This is a genomic window from Caballeronia jiangsuensis, from assembly GCF_046030135.1.
GTDB lineage: Bacteria > Pseudomonadota > Gammaproteobacteria > Burkholderiales > Burkholderiaceae > Caballeronia > Caballeronia jiangsuensis.
This window is the reverse complement of sequence record NZ_JAQQDB010000026.1, coordinates 85,565-100,380: the sequence shown is the minus strand read 5'-3', so window position 1 is coordinate 100,380 and position 14,816 is coordinate 85,565. Positions and strand designations below refer to the sequence as shown.

The 14,816-nt window shown below is 59.3% G+C and carries 16 protein-coding genes and 1 pseudogene; 8 read left to right on the top strand and 9 right to left on the bottom strand.

Going from position 1 to position 14,816, the window contains the following annotated elements; translation table 11 throughout:
* The 4 genes and pseudogenes from PQR08_RS25370 to PQR08_RS25355 all read right to left on the bottom strand — a co-directional run.
* Positions 1–293, bottom strand: a pseudogene (locus PQR08_RS25370) (DUF1173 family protein); the annotation flags it as partial.
* Positions 209–514 (bottom strand): DUF1173 family protein, encoded by a 306-nt coding sequence (locus PQR08_RS25365; protein WP_408162751.1) that lies wholly within the window; start codon positions 512–514, stop codon positions 209–211. The gene PQR08_RS25365 and the pseudogene PQR08_RS25370, both read right to left, overlap by 85 nt.
* A complete protein-coding gene (locus PQR08_RS25360) occupies positions 504–833 on the bottom strand; it encodes a hypothetical protein (protein WP_408162741.1) in 330 nt (109 codons plus the stop codon). Before PQR08_RS25360 ends, PQR08_RS25365 begins: the two co-directional genes overlap by 11 nt.
* 35 nt (positions 834–868) lie before the next feature.
* A complete protein-coding gene (locus tag PQR08_RS25355) occupies positions 869–1,261 on the bottom strand; it encodes a hypothetical protein (RefSeq protein ID WP_408162739.1) in 393 nt (130 codons plus the stop codon).
* Positions 1,262–1,741: 480 nt separating this feature from the next.
* Between PQR08_RS25355 and PQR08_RS25350 the strand changes: the two genes are divergently transcribed.
* From PQR08_RS25350 to PQR08_RS25320, 7 genes are all read left to right on the top strand, one after another.
* Positions 1,742–2,536: a hypothetical protein gene (locus PQR08_RS25350; protein WP_408162737.1), complete on the top strand. Its 795-nt coding sequence runs from the start codon at positions 1,742–1,744 to the stop codon at positions 2,534–2,536.
* A gap of 63 nt (positions 2,537–2,599) precedes the next feature.
* Positions 2,600–5,011, top strand: coding sequence for an SNF2-related protein (locus PQR08_RS25345; RefSeq protein WP_408162735.1), 2,412 nt, complete (start codon positions 2,600–2,602; stop codon positions 5,009–5,011).
* Positions 5,012–5,041: 30 nt separating this feature from the next.
* Positions 5,042–5,719 (top strand): helicase-related protein, encoded by a 678-nt coding sequence (locus PQR08_RS25340; protein WP_408162749.1) that lies wholly within the window; start codon positions 5,042–5,044, stop codon positions 5,717–5,719.
* On the top strand, positions 5,720–5,968 hold the full coding sequence (locus PQR08_RS25335; RefSeq protein ID WP_250487133.1) for a hypothetical protein: 249 nt from the start codon (positions 5,720–5,722) through the stop codon (positions 5,966–5,968).
* A 687-nt stretch (positions 5,969–6,655) separates the two neighbouring features.
* Positions 6,656–7,672 (top strand): hypothetical protein, encoded by a 1,017-nt coding sequence (locus tag PQR08_RS25330; protein WP_408162733.1) that lies wholly within the window; start codon positions 6,656–6,658, stop codon positions 7,670–7,672.
* A 56-nt stretch (positions 7,673–7,728) separates the two neighbouring features.
* Positions 7,729–8,778, top strand: coding sequence for an ankyrin repeat domain-containing protein (locus PQR08_RS25325; RefSeq protein ID WP_408162731.1), 1,050 nt, complete (start codon positions 7,729–7,731; stop codon positions 8,776–8,778).
* 70 nt (positions 8,779–8,848) lie between these two features.
* Positions 8,849–9,445, top strand: a complete 597-nt coding sequence (locus PQR08_RS25320) for a hypothetical protein (RefSeq protein ID WP_408162729.1) — start codon at positions 8,849–8,851, stop codon at positions 9,443–9,445.
* 44 nt (positions 9,446–9,489) lie between these two features.
* Here PQR08_RS25320 and PQR08_RS25315 read toward each other — a convergent pair whose 3' ends face one another.
* From PQR08_RS25315 to PQR08_RS25300, 4 genes are all read right to left on the bottom strand, one after another.
* Positions 9,490–9,879, bottom strand: a complete 390-nt coding sequence (locus PQR08_RS25315) for a hypothetical protein (protein ID WP_408162753.1) — start codon at positions 9,877–9,879, stop codon at positions 9,490–9,492.
* Positions 9,809–10,057, bottom strand: coding sequence for an IS66 family insertion sequence element accessory protein TnpB (gene tnpB, locus PQR08_RS25310; protein ID WP_408162728.1), 249 nt, complete (start codon positions 10,055–10,057; stop codon positions 9,809–9,811). Before tnpB ends, PQR08_RS25315 begins: the two co-directional genes overlap by 71 nt.
* The gene (tnpA, locus tag PQR08_RS25305) at positions 10,057–10,524 is read right to left on the bottom strand and encodes an IS66-like element accessory protein TnpA (protein ID WP_408162726.1); all 468 of its coding nucleotides are present in this window, start codon (positions 10,522–10,524) and stop codon (positions 10,057–10,059) included. Before tnpA ends, tnpB begins: the two co-directional genes overlap by 1 nt.
* Before the next feature lie 114 nt (positions 10,525–10,638).
* Positions 10,639–10,905 (bottom strand): hypothetical protein, encoded by a 267-nt coding sequence (locus PQR08_RS25300; protein WP_408162724.1) that lies wholly within the window; start codon positions 10,903–10,905, stop codon positions 10,639–10,641.
* A 572-nt stretch (positions 10,906–11,477) separates the two neighbouring features.
* Here PQR08_RS25300 and PQR08_RS25295 point away from each other — a divergent pair.
* Positions 11,478–13,265, top strand: coding sequence for a patatin-like phospholipase family protein (locus PQR08_RS25295; protein WP_408162722.1), 1,788 nt, complete (start codon positions 11,478–11,480; stop codon positions 13,263–13,265).
* 158 nt (positions 13,266–13,423) lie between these two features.
* Here PQR08_RS25295 and PQR08_RS25290 read toward each other — a convergent pair whose 3' ends face one another.
* On the bottom strand, positions 13,424–14,758 hold the full coding sequence (locus PQR08_RS25290; RefSeq protein ID WP_408162720.1) for a hypothetical protein: 1,335 nt from the start codon (positions 14,756–14,758) through the stop codon (positions 13,424–13,426).
* Positions 14,759–14,816: the final 58 nt, after the last annotated feature.

Below are 14,816 nucleotides of genomic sequence, written 5' to 3'. Positions count from 1 at the left end.
AGAGCGGCCACAAGCTGTGCGTTGCACTGACCCCAACCGCGCGTAGAAGCTCCTTGCCAGACGTGCAGATTGGCCTCGAGCCAAACGCGTTGCAGAAACCCAAGGAGCGGTGCGGCGCGGCGAGCTGTGGTGGTGAGCGAGGAGCCGCCTTCAGCGCGTATCGACCGTTCAAGCGTTCGAACAGATAGCGAGGCGTCGAGCTTGACGTTCAGCCCTGCGGGCGTTTGCTGGATCGCACTGAGGGCGTCGGGCGTTCTTCCATCTTGATGGGCGCCGCGGCATAGAACGGACATGAGATCTCGTTGTGGTTTGGCCCGTCGTCAGGCCATCTTGCGAGATGAAAAAGCGCGCCGTAGCGTCGCACAACGAGGCGCAAGAGTCTGCCCGCGACGCGCTCCTGGCAGCGGCATACAGCGTAGCCCGGTGACTTCTTTGCGCGTTCGAGCTGGCGTGCGTACCGCGCCGGGTTGTCTTGAACGTCTTCGAGTGCGACGGTGAGTCCGTCAAATGACACTTGCACGATGTCTTGAGGCCTCGCTCAGTGTCAGGTCGACCTGATGCGCAGGAACCTTGTGTATGTGTGCCCGAGTCCCAAGGAGATTGGCCACTTTGCGTACGCTCAGACAGAACTGCTCGGCGTGCGCGCCGCTAGGAAAGCGAACGCCGATTGTCTTTACAGCGCCGGGCGCTGCTTCATCACGCGAGAAGACGGAGCCGGTACCGACCAGCGCGTCGATCCAGCTGTCGGGGAAGCCCGGAGACGGTACAGAGTCAGCACGCGCGCCGGCGGGGTCCTTCGTGAAGTCCTCGAAGCTAACAACGATCAGATTCATCTTGTATCGGTAAAGCGAGGTTGGATGGCACGGCGCTAGGCGGCAACGGTGTCGGCTTCGCGCGTCACTCGGCCGCGAGCCACGTGCGCGTCGTAGAGCGCAACGGCTCCCATAATGGCGACAATCGCACTGAGGCCACATGCCGCCAGCAAAGCGGCCAAGCGTTTTTCGTTGGCAGCGAGTTCCGCAGCGCGCAGTCTCTCTGCTGAGTCCAGATCACGTCGCTGCGCTGCTAGGGCTGCAGCAAGCGCCGTCTCGTCCCTGAAGCCGTATTTCTTCAGCAGCAACGGACGGCCAGCGGCCGGGACGTGTTCCATCGCGTCGGACAAGCCCTGAAGTCGTGCGGCGATGCAGGTATCAACAACGACCTGGACGGCTGAACGTTCGATCGTGAATTGGCGCGCGACAACGCTGACCGCTCCGGTCATGCCGACGGCTGAGGCACTAAGGAACGCGATGGTCGCAATGTGACTTACTCTCATGGACGTGCCCGAAGGGATTGCACGCACGCGCGTGCACCCTCGAAATTCTGATCTCAGCAGGCCAGCGGCGGACCGGCGAAAGGGACCGAAATCGTTGTTCCTTTTGAGGAAGATGCGCGCGCTTGCGCGTTTTCCCGCAACCGTAGATGTATCGCAAACATCGGGCGGCGGCTGAGGTTACCCCAAGGTTAGCCACAGAAACTGTGGATAAGGTGTCCAGGCCTGAGCACGAAAGGCACCATGAAAAGATCGCCTTTCGTGTCAGCGGCGGAACCTCGTGCATGTACTGTTGCACTATCACCCGCGCTTCTAGCGCATCGACGATGCGGCGCTTAGCAAGCTCACCGCGCAATCAATCTCCTTTTCAACCCGCAGGGGTATGTCCCCTTCGCGGGCGTGCGCCTGCTCATTCCATGGAGCAATCGCATGTACAAGCAATTAATCGAGCAATTCAAGACGGCACAAACCGCGGCAGCAGCAGCCTATGGCGCTGTCGTCCAAGCGGAGCGCGACGCCTTCGCCGGCGGGCTGACCGAGTATTCGGCGATGGAAGTGCGCAGCGAATACAAGGTCGAGCGCGAGCTCAACACGTTCTGTCGTAGGGTGCTGTCCCGGCTTGTGATGGAGGCAAGCCGCAAGTTCGCGCCCGCCGGCGGCAGAATCGAGATTGACCAGAGTCGCGAACTCGACCGATGCGGCCTCGATATCGAAGAGGATCTGAGGAAAAACAAGATCCCTGACTTGGACGGCTTCTGGCAACACCTCGAGCGGACGTTCGGCGGTGAAGCTGGCGAGCGCGTTGCGTTTGAGCAGGCAGCCAAGGCCATCATCGACGGCTTCTGGCTGAAGCCCGATACCGAGATCAAGCGCACCAGCAGCGCGGTGATTCTCGAAAAGCGCGTCACCTCCCAGTCGTGCTTCCATTCGAAGGGGCAACGGGAGGTGTATTACTCCTCTCAGCAGGCGGTCGCCACAACCTTCGACGGCTTGGCGACCTTCGCGAAGAAGCATCAGTTCGGCGCGCTGGCGATGCAACTGCGCAACTTCAGCGTCCACCGATTGACGTTCTCCACTCGCGAGAAGCTGTCGTTCACGGGGCTGGAGATCGTGCTGTTCAACGACAAATGGCAGTTCAAGTTCGCTCACGACGTGGGCGACGGGTTGTCCCTTTTCATTAGTGAGTTCGGCGCGAAGTACCTCGCCTCGCGCGACCGGTACTAAAGCGTCCACCGTTCCATCCTTTCGACCCGCTTCTGCGGGTCTTTTTATTTCTAGAGGCAATTCATGCAGAGAGATCTCTTTTCGTTCGAGCCGGATTGGTATGAGCCGTTGCGCGCGATCAGAAGTCTGGGATCGCAGGCACCGTCGATCGCCCATCAGGGTGAACTGGCCGCAGTACGCCGTCAGCACCTCGGGCAGTTCTTCACGCCCGACGCCATTGCGGCGTTCATGTGGAGCTTCGTGAGCGGCTGGAAGGTCAATCGGCTTATCCGCATCCTGGATAACTCGGCCGGCTCCGGCCGGCTGCTTCAGTACGCAGACCCGGAACGCCATGCCGTGTACGGCGTCGACGTGCACACCGATGTCATCCAGCAGTGCCAGAAGGTGTTCGAGGACGCAGGGTTTGATTGCGAGTTCCGGCAAGCCGGCATGGAGGATATCCATCCGGCGCGCTTCGATATCGCACTGATCAATCCGCCGTTCTCGATCCATCTCGAGTCGCCACATCTGCAGACGCTCGAATGCACAACGTGGGGCCGGTACGGCGCACACACCAGCGCGCTGAGCCACGACTACGCCGTGCATCAGGCGCTTGAGGCGGCGAACATCGTCGTCGCGCTCCTGCCGATCACGACCGCCGAATCGATGATCGCGGGCGAGCAGGGCGACCGCTTGAAGCGCCGCGCGGCAGGCCTTTTCGAACTGCCGGCGGACGCGTTCAAGCTGGAAGGCGCGAACGTGCGCACGGCCGTCGTGGTGTTCGACCGTTATCGCGATCGTCCCTCAGACTTCGTTCGTGTGGCCGTCGAGGACCTGGCCAAGCCTGGCCCAGACCTCGGGCTGCACTTCGAGGAGCGATCCTTCGGGGAAGCTCGGCTGCGGCTGCAGAACCTCGATGACAGCGTGCCGTTCATCACGCGTGCTGTGACGGGCGACAAGTCGGTCAAGGTGTTGCACGATGGCCGGCGCATTCGCTTGTCCTTTGCGTGCGGCTTCAACGAAGCGATGGTGCTCAACGCGGTTCTCGTGAAGCGCATCTACTCGCGCGACGGCCACCGGCTCCCGCGTGGCTTTCGTTACTCCGGGCAAGGCTTGCTGGATATGGAGACGTATCTGGTGCAAGACGATCCCGTCGAGGCCTTCGGTCAGTTGCTCGATCGAATCCGCAGCGTCGGTGGCAACCCGCAACTCGCGCCCGGCCTCATGGAGCACTTCAACAGACGCATGCGACGCGGCGTGCGACAGGCGATACCGCTGCGGCACGTGGCGTGGACAACTGGCGCAGGATCGCGAGATCAGGTGTCGGGCATCGCGAAGGAAACCCACAAGGTCGACGCGACGCGCTGGGCCAGTCCGCTCATCAAGGCGGGCGACGAAGTCCAGTTTGATCGCGAAGCCGATGGGCGCTACCGATACGCGCTGCATGGCGTCCGGTATCACCTGTCGGTCGACGAGCTCAATGCGCGGTTCGCGGTCGAGAACGTCAGCGAGGGATGGGAGGTGGTGCACGAAGGTCTGTGCGCACGCTTTCCTGACCAAGCGGCGGCGCTGCGGTCGCGCGTCAAGGCGCTGGGCGTCGATCAGTGGCTCGATTGGGAGTTTCAGGTCGATGATCTGGTCGAAACGCTACTGAAGCCGACCGGCTGTGTCGTCGCGTGGGAGCAGGGATGCGGCAAGTCTCGGCTCGCGTTGGCGCTGATCCTCGTCTCGGGTGTGAAGCACGGCCTCATCGTTGTGGAGTCCCGGCTTATCGAGGAGATGTTGAAGGAGGTTGCCCAGTTGCCGATCGCGACCGATCAGGTGAAGGTAATCGAGTCAGCGGCGGATCTCACCGACCTCCGGCAGATTAACCTCATCTCGTACGAGCGGCTGCGCATGCCGGTCGACAAAGCAGTCTCGACCCGCGTGACTTACGCGCATCGACTGCGGCGTCGCACCGGGCTGCTGGTGGCCGATGAAGGCGAGCGCCTAGCCAATCCGACGAGCGATCAAAGCCGCGCGTTTTGGCAGCTTTCGGCGCGGCGCCGGTTCGTTTTGACGGGAAGTCCCATACCGAACTATCCGAGAGATGCATTCGGTTTGATCGCGTTCTCAGGCGGTGATGGGACGGCGGCCCAGCCGTACGGTTATCGGGTGGGCTACCTCGAGCAGAACTGGATCAATTCGGTGGAGTACGCGATGCGCGGCGTCGATCGATTCAGGGATGACTTCGTGGTGCTGGAGTGGGTGACGTGGCAGTTCGCGGAGAGCCTGCAGGATGGGGCGAAACGCGAGGTGCCGAAGATCGGCAACCTGCATCTCTACCGGGCGATGCTCGCGCCGCACATCAAGCGGCGGCTGGTCGCAGAGCCTGAGGTCTCGCGCTACATCCAGATCGAACCACCGCAGTTCGAGGTGGAGACAGTCGACTGGGATCGCGGCCATCTGGCCGCGTACCTGCGCGCCGCTGACGAGTTCGCCGATTGGTATCGCTGATCACGCGATGATAAGAAGGCGTGCAACTTGGTGACGATCCTCGCTCGTATCCGCGCGGTTCACTTTGCCGCCAACTATCCGCAGTTCGGCATGGAGGGCGTGGAGTACGTCGGCGGGTTGACGAGCAAACAGCGCGCGATTGTGGCGCGCATGCGTGCGATCGCGGCTGAAGGCAAGCAGGCAATCGTCTTTGCCGAGAACCCCGGCGTGCTAGATCTTCTGGCGCGCGAGCTGGATGCGCATGGTGTGCAGACAGTTCCGTTTCATGGCGAGATCCCGATCAAGCGTCGCGTGGCCGATAAGGACAAGCGATTCTTGGGCGGACTGGCAACCGGACTGATGGCCACCAAGGCATCGGGCCGCGCGGGCTACAACCTCCCGAACGCCGACTACATCCTCTTCTACGACCGGTCGTGGACGTGGCGCATTGAGTATCAGGCGATGCGGCGAGCGCTGCGCTGGAACCGGAAGGGCGTGTTGAAGGTGGTCTATTTCCACCTACCGGGAAGCATCGACGAGTATCAGGACCAAATGGTCGCGCACAAACGTGATGCGACGCAGGCGGGGCTGGACTGGGCGACGCCGGAACTGGACGACGAGACCTTCCTTCATATGGACTCCCTGCTAGATCGTTTTGTCGATGACCTTGCATTGTTGTCGGCGGAAACGTCCGGTGACATGCGCAAACTTTTGAAGGAGGCAGCGTAAATGCCGAAGGTCTCGAACGTGTATGTGGTGGTCGGGGAGGGCGTCGTCACGGTTAAACGTGAAGGCTCCAATCGCGCGGTGCTGGCGAACGTCCTCGGCAAGGTACAAGTCGATGGCGTCGAGGTGCTGTGCCTTGACCGTCTCGTCCATGAAAGCCATGAGCAGCAATTCGGCGAGTGGACGTTGGCGGGCGCGGTCACGACTCTGCTGTCTCGATCGATGCCGCTTCCGACTGGCGCGGCGGCATAAGACACGGTGGCATCCTCGGATGCCACTCGTAACATCCTTTAATCAAAACCCGGCTCTCGAGCCGGGTTTTTTTCTTCTTCGTGGGATTTCGGGAAAGGGCTGTATGCGACCCATTGCCGACGGTCGCGTCGTAATAGATCCAAAGGCGGGTACCGGAGCGGTCCGGTCATTCAAGCCGTCGTCTCGAGCACAGTACTTCGGCCTAGGCGACGTTCAAAAACCAGGAGCGGTGCGTCAGCTAGGTTACTTTCCCGTCGTTCCACTTTCGCCAGTGCGACTTCGGATGTGTTTGGGTTCCTCTGCCAGCGGGTTGGCTAGTCTCGACCTGCTGCGTCCGGCCGTGCGGAGTTGCAATGTTCGCGCCATATCCGGACCTGCGCATCGTGGTTTCGAAGAGTTAATGCGCGTGTTCATCAGCGTCACAAAGGCGGTGTGCCGCCTGCCTGAGGCGCTGCGCGCGCGTGTCTGGCGCGACGTTCCAGTGTGATGGAAGGCGCTGTGTCAGGATGGCTAACGCGCCACGGCCTTCCTAATTGCCTTCCGGCGCGCAGCGCCTAGACTTAAGCCAATGTGCGATTCGTTTTCCGTCACGGCCTCGTGAACCCCTGACGCGCCCCGCTAAGTCATCGAAGCACGGCACATCGTCAGCCGAGGCGCCAAGAGCAGTCCACGCCAAGGAGTGTAGAGATGCGCACTCGCTCGCGTTACGAGAAGTTCGGCATTCTGATTGTTCTGGGCGGGATATTCGGCCCCGCCGCGGCAAGAATCGAGGACTGTCTCGACGCCGGCAGAGACATGCGTTCGAGTAATTGGCAGGAGTTGCAGAATTGCGAGAACTCCATTGGACTTGCCCCGAAGCTTTGGGAAGTGAGGTGCGAGCCGGCGTTTGGTGCAAAGCTCGCCCAGATTTCAGCCGACGTCGATGAATGCGTCAGGCAGCAAAATTTACGGGACGACGAAAAGCAGAAACGGGACTCGGATCCTCGAATTGACGGGCTGTTTAAGCTCATCGACAAGACGACTGATCACATCTCCCCAGATCCAATTGTCGAGCGCATTATCAAGCACAATTTCGAACAGTTAAAGAGCGTTAGCAACGCGCTTGTCCACAAAATGGACGAAGTCTCCACGTCGATCGCGACCTTCCATGGCGGGGCAGAAATGCCTCGCGCAAGCCAACAGCGGTATAACGGGTTGCCGGGCGCGTCGGTTGGCTCTCAACGGGCCCCTGAACCAGTGGAGGGTCAACAGCGTTACTACGGCTTACCGGTCGCTCCGGTGGTGCAAGAAGGCTACCCAGAGCAGCCCCCTCCGGTAAGCCGGCAACAACACCCTTCCACTATCGATGCGCTGCAACACGTTCCAGTTCGGCCTCCCCCCGCAGCTAAGCAGGGTACCGGTCATAGCGATGTGGCTGTGGTACGACGCAGCTCCCCCTATCAGGGGGGAAGGTATCAACCGCCACCTGCGACACAGAGCGTTCCTGGTGACGCCAGGCCTGCTGAGGTGGTGCCACAACACCGCCAGTATTATTCAGCCGCGCAGGCGGCACCGCAACAAGCCCCTGTGCGCCCTTCACCGCCGGTCTTTCAGCCGCATTACTCTGCCGCTCCGGTGCCGCCACCTTCACCGCGCCCACCAGATCCGTCCCCAGCGATAACCCCTTACCGCTATACGGTGCCGGGTACTAAGCCGAATCAGTAAAGTCCACGGAAGGTATCGACTTGAGTTTCAATTCAACGTTCGAAATCGCGTGGAACATGGACACCCAACCCAAAAGCGCTTTTGTATGGCCAGTCCTATTCGTAGCCATGGTCGGTACCGCCTATGGCCAGGCAGACCTGGCGTCCGAGGTGGCGCGCAAGATTGATCAATCATTTACGCTCCATAAATTCGCGGCGGCCGGGTCGGCGTCCGCAGTCAGATTACTTTTGTCGGAGCCTCATATCGACCTTGACCTCCCGGACGCGCAGGGTTGGACGCCACTGATGAACGCAGCACAAAGCGGGAACCCCGAAGTGGTGCGGTTGATGCTTAAGTACCCGGGCAGCAACTCGGACATAGTGAACTACAGGAGCACGGATGGCTTAACGGCACTAACAATTGCAGTCATTGTCCACAGCCCAGAGATTTCCGCGTTGCTTATTAACGCGGGAGCAAATCTCGACGCTGTCGGCGAAGAAGCCCCGCCAGCTGTTGTGGCGATTACAGCGTGCAAAAAGTGCATTTCCACCGGAACGCTTTGGGCGAAAGCACCGACGGCAAACGCCTGGCATGCGCTTGCCGCCCGGGGATTTCCTCTGAAGGGGAAGCCGGTCGACGATGCGAGTTACAGAGCGGCTTTACTGGCTTATCAAAAGAGTAATCCGCAACTGCGTCGGACGGGTTTGCTCGATGAAAGCACCTACGTAAGCTTGCGCGAAGGTCAAGCCGAACATGTAGGCGCTAGCGATACATCATCGATAGACGAAGCACCTGTTGTTATTGCTGCGCAATGGGCGCAAGTAGGAAAGCGCAATAAGGAGGAACTGGAAGCGGCCTACAAATCTGCGCAATCGATACTTCCGAAGATCAAGGCAGCATGTCCTGACACCTTTGCGCTCAGTCAGCGACCGGGACCTGGACCCAATCAACCGGTTGTCCTGATAGCAAGTCATCAATGCGCATTTGTTGTGTCGTATTGGCCGAAATCCAGTGAGGTAGTTCATTCTTCCGACTCAGATGAAGCCGACGAATGGCTAGCCTATTGCACGTTATCAATGGCCACGATTACTAAATGCACCGGCACCGTGTCCGCAGCGGCACGTTGATGGTCGATCACCTTTCCCCTTATTCGGATTCGCTTCCATTTCGCGAATCGATTTCCATCCGAGGTACATCATGACTTTAAAATCAAACACCGTACGACTTCTCGCTGCCTTGTGCATAGCAACCTGCGTTGCATCTTTTTTGAAACCCTGCTACGCCTCTTCGTACGCGCCATGGACTTATAGCGACCAACGGAAGGTAATTGAACAAGGCCTGAGGCGGAGCGGTGAATTCTCCGGCGGCAACTGTGGCGCATTTCTTCGCGCAGTAATAAAGAACTCCGAATTCGATTCAAGGCACCTAGATGTAGATTCACTTACGTCCTGCGCTGCCTTGCGTAAATCATCAAAAGAAAACAGAGATAGGTTCGATGCCCAGATGGACCTGCTTTCAGAGTTCTTCCAGTTCGAGTACAGAGATCTGGCGTCGTCACTCGGATATAAGACTTTTACCATTGATGTTCTTAGAAGGCTAATGGCGGTATGCGATCCTGACGGGCACTTTACCTATTTCGATTTTCACCATTGGGAAGGCTTTGCCACACGTGACATGGTCAGTTTCTTTGAGCCACAAGTGGATTACCTTGCTACGTTATCTAGTCCCGAGCACGAGGAGGAGGCGAGGCGAGTTATCAAATGTGGTGTCGCTGTCCTGAAGAATGCGTCTTGACTTGCTCCCTGTCCCCGAACTCTGGTCTTTACCCACAAATAAGGTCATTCGTTCTGCCTGAAGATGCGATACATCGCCGTAATTTCGTGCAGAGCGAGAAAGCCGCGCCACATAACGGTTGGCCCCGGTGGACGACCATGCTTGCGTGCGAGGTAACCGCCGAGCTTTGCGATCCATAGCACGACCTGCGTCAGCGTTGGAAGCCGAGCAGGCAATGTCGTTGTGTACGCGGCAATACAACGCGCGCCATTCAACGAGAACGAGTCAGCGACGGGACAAAATGAGAACAATTTTGGCGGCACGATTCGGCGCTTGCTCGGCTGAGTTGCCTCGACATGAATGACTTCCGTGGCTCCTCGCCCCTTACGGCGAACCACTTGAAGTTGCTGGCCGTGCAATGGATGCCATGGATACTCCATTGTGACGAGCTTCAATCGGTATGCTGAATGTTGTTTGGTTCCGCTTGCGATTATGGAACGCGAACACGGCGCGAGCGAAGGGGTCGAGTTGCATCGACTGCTCAACCAACGCCGTGAGGCTGTTGATTCCCGCCCTAAAGTCAATCGGTTCGCGATGCAAATAAACGCGGAGGTCGGAATCAAGGCGGAACATCAACGCTCTCCCAGCGCGGCGATCAAGGCCGTGACGAGCGGCGCATCGTGCCGTGAGCACTCAAGTTCGACTGTTACCCCGTTCGGGAGGTGCGCTGACAGGCGCGCCGTTGGTCGCGACGCGGTCGCAGGTTGCTTGGGACTCGATGACGCCGGCAAGTTCTCGAGCTCGAGGGGTGGCTGCGTAGAGCCCGGTTCGATAGCAAGGACCGGGACGAAGGCCGCCGGTGACGGCTCAACCGTGTTTCGTGCTGCACGAGCAGAGTTGGCCTTCTCATGTAACCTTATCCACTTGTGAAGCTGGTTTGCGTTTACCTGTGCCCTGAGTGCGAGTCCGGCAATTGACGCCCCCGGTCGCAAGCACGCCTGAATCAGTCGGCGCTTGCCTTCAGGGTCGTACCTTCGTTTGCCGTTGGAGCATTCTCGGATGACTCGGAGTGGCAGAAAGTCAAACTCATCGTCGCTCATGGTCTGCGTCCGCAATGTGGGTTGCGGACGCAATCGTCGCTCTTAACGCCCCTCGAAGAAAGGTGTGCTCGTTTTAGCGCTTACTATTGAAGAGTTAGCTCATCCAACGGCCAGTCACTGACCGTTCAACACCGATCCACGTTTAAGGCGATTTCGGGGGTTCTGAAGCCTGCCGACGGATAGCGGCGCGGCTAGCAACTTGATGTTCCAATAGCTACCAGTGAGCCCTACCGTTGAAGAGGACTCGAGCTCTTCAACTTTCCCTGAAAGAGTCACCTTTGGCTGGAGGTCGCCGTACGAATCAGCCGCCTTCAGCTCGTCTGCGAGCGCCTTCTTTATGTACGCCGCGAACGATAGGCCATCCGGAGGCGTGAGAATCATCCCGCCTCTGCAATTCGGATCTATGTTATCCGCCGAGAGACGAAGTGCCCGACTGCGACGTCAACACGGTTGCCCATTTGTCGCGGCCGGAAATCGACGCCGCTTTCCGGGCGAACTAGTCAGATAACAAAAGCGCGAGGGACGGCGACATGAAAATTCGGTCATTGAAACGGCGCTGTGCCCATCGAGTCTTGTAAGCAATGGCTGAGTCGCGATAGTCGATCCAATGCCGCAAATTCAGACTTCGAATTCAAAGGACGGAGAAGGGGTGCTCTGTTCTTTGATCCAAGTTCCTGAAACAACCCTGCTTTTGTCGAGATGAGAATGGACGGCCGCCGTGTCCACCGGCTTTTGATCTGAATTTGTCGGAATCCTCGGTCAGTCGGAGGCGACAAGTTGGCCGATATCTCCTTGCGCGCGAACTTGCAATGCTATTCGCTTGAGCTATTTTAAGGACTGGTGTTCCGATGCGCGAGCCCGGGCGGCGTCAGCTCAGCGAATCGCGATGGTTAGCATGCCGTGTCGTCCACCATTTGATAAAAACGCACGTTCATCCAGGCGAGGAGAAGTTCATGCCCGACGAGCGCAACGAGAGCGAATCAGATGCATCCGGCGCGGTAGCCGCGAAAATCTGTCCATACGTCAGAAGTGAAAGTCCGCCCGCTGAAGGCACGTTCGAGATTGGCATCGTCCTGGCGGGCGCGATTTCGGCGGGCGCATACAGTTCAGGCGTGATGGACTTTCTGATCGAGGCGCTCGACGCCTGGGAAGCGGCCAAGGAAGCGGAACGTAAGTCGGGCAAGCCGCAAAAAGAATGGTCGGTGCCGCCGCACGACGTGGTGCTGCGCGTGTTCGCGGGCGCGTCGGCGGGCAGCATGACGGCGGCCATCGCGGCGGTCGCGCTCAGGTACGATTTTCCGCATGTGGACGCCGGCAGCGCGCCGGCGCAGGACAAGAGCGCGAATCCATTCTATCGCGCGTGGGTGCAAGACATCGACATCCGCGAACTGCTCAAGTCCGACGACCTCGCCAAGCAGGGCACGCTCGTCTCTCTGCTCGATTCGACGGTGCTCCAGGACATCACCAATCGCGCGCTCGATTACACCGCTACTGCGAAAGCGCGCCCCTATTTGCGCGAGCGCACGCGATTCATCTTTTCGCAGGCGAGCCTGCGCGGCGTGCCTTACTACCTGCCGATCGAGAGCACGTACAAAGCCGGCCTCGGCATGTGGATGCACAAAAGCTATCGCAGTTTCGCCGCGAGCTATACCGACGCTGTTCCACGCGCGCGCCCCGACGACGAGATTCTTTCCGGCATCAACAACTCGTCCACCGGCGCGTGGAAGTCGCTCGGCAATGCCGCGCTCGGCTCGGGCGCGTTTCCCGTCGGACTCGCGGCGCGCGAGGAGAATCGCAGGGTGGCGGATCTCAACTATCACTTCTTCACCTATATCGATCCGGCGACGAAACAGCAGGAATTCAAACCGCTCCTTCCGGCGTGGGACGCTCAGGGAAACACGACCGCCGCGCCGAAGTTCTTCAAGGGCTTCGTCGTCGACGGCGGCACGATGGACAACGAACCGCTCGACTTCGCCCGGACCGAACTGGCGGGTCAGATCGAGCAGAATCCGCGCGGCGGCAATGAAGCGATTCGCGCCGTCGTCATGATCGATCCGTTTCCCGACACGCTCGCCGAAGTGAACGATACGATTGCGGGAGAACGCGGCGATCTGTTCAGTTCGAGCATTGGTCTGATCGGCGCGTGGAAGAACCAGGCGCGCTTCGATCCCGCCGATCTCGCGCTGGCGTTTATGGACGACGTGTACAGCCGCTATCTGATCGCGCCGAGCCGCCGTACGTCGCCGACGGACCCGCGCACCGAAACCAACGGCTTCGATCTGGCGAGCGGCTGCCTGGGCGGCTTTGGCGGCTTTCTGAGCGAGGAGTTCCGGCGACACGACTATCTGCTCGGCCGTCGCAATTGCCAGCAGTTTCTCTCGCAGCATTTCAGCATGCCGGACACCAATCCGCTGTACGGAAGCTGGAGCGACGCGGTGCGAACGGAATGGCATGCTAGCGGCGGCGAGTTGCCGATCATTCCGCTGGTCGGAAAGCTGCGCGAGGAGATTCCCCTGCCGAAGTGGCCAACCCAGCCGGTCGAGCTGACGCCGTTGCGTCAGTTGCTGGAGGCACGCGTGATGGCGGTCGCGGGCAGTGCGCTGGATATGTTCAAGGTGTCGTGGATCGAGCGCAAGGCAGCGAGCCTCGGCATTGCGCTGTTGCGCAAGAAGCTGCTCGGCTACGCAATGGACAAGGTGCTGAGCGATCTCGGCAAGCGAAACCTGCCCCGAGTGCGATAGAGCAGACAGGAACGACGGCCTTCCGGGTTGAAAACCGCATTCTTCCCGGCGACCGCGCCACCATCCCTCCAGCCGTCAGACTCGCTTCAGTCGAACGTCCGTTCAGACGTTTGGGAAAACGCTAGCCCGCTGATGATGGATGATGCACTGCAAAGCGATCACTTGCCCTTTAACGCGCCATTCGACGTTTCTGCCTTGCTCAGCATATCGGGCACGAGCCGCTCGAGAAAACCAGCGATGAAGCCGATCGTCACGACCATGTCCCACTCCACACTTTTGCCCGTCAGCAAGTGATTTTCGGCTCCGCCTATCGAAATCGCGGGCGCGAGATTCGTTCGCAGCAACAGGGCGAGTACCGTTGCGGCGATGACGCCTATCGCGATTCTTAGCGCCGCGTCGGCGAGGTTGTCCACCCATCGCAGGTCAGTGAGGACGGTGCGTTGCCGTATCGCGATGGCGATCGAAAAAAAAGCACCGATGGCTCCAGCGCGTGCCGCGTTCCACAAGGCTTGCGTGTCGATATCAAAAGCATAGTAGCGGCTCCGAACGAGTGTGAGACCGACGCAAAAGAGAATGGCTGTAAATAACGCGCTCATAAGATATTCGAATCGTCCCCACGACGCGCGTTCATCGACTATGTCGGCTTTGACTTCTTGGAGTGCAATTAGCGCGTTGATGCCATCCCCCTCCAGACAAAGATTCAACGCCGCGGCGACCCGCGCGTTGTATTTCGCAGCTTTTGTCTGTTTCTTTATTCTCCTGCTCGTTTGCCAGCCGTCGATCAGCCCGTTGATCTGACTGCGAAGCCCGTTGAGTGACGCCATGTCCGTACGCTGTTTCACTTCGAGAAAAGAATCGTCGGCGTACTGCACCATCACGCGCTTGTCCGCAGCGTAGACGGCGAAGCGAGGCGGTGCCTTGTAAAAGATCCGCTCGATTTTTTGTTGCGTGATGTCTTCCGCGTCGATCTTGATCTCGTCCACGGTCATTCCCGCGCCCACGCCGCCCGCCGCGATCGCCCTGACGTACTTGATCGGGAAGCCGCAGCTAAGCGCGCAATTGATGACGCGGCGCAAAAGGTCACTGTCCGGAAGAACTACCTCGGATGAGTCGGATCTGGGCACCAGGCAAATTGCCGTTGCCTGCTCACCAACGACAAGCTGAGAAGGAAGGGGCACGCCAGGCATCACCAGTTGCACGGTAACGGACTTCTGTACACGATCATGCGTTTCCGCCTTGGCTTCTGCTAGTGCGCTAATAACGCTCGATGGAAGGTCGACCAGCACGCCCCAAACCATGCGCCCGTGGGCCTCGGTCAGTGCCCACGACGTCGTATTCGTATTGATGGTCGATCGACGAAAGGTCAGTGCACAGTCCGAAAGAACCGCTTGAGCGCTCGGTTCCGGTGCCTGACCGCCCAGCATCAGAGCGATGGCTGGCGGCAACAACGCGTCGTTTTGCATGTCAAGCCCGTAGGCGAAGTAATACGCCATGGCATCCCCCTCTCCTAAAAGATTGCGGCCGAATTGTGATCATCAGCGTCCTCGCATG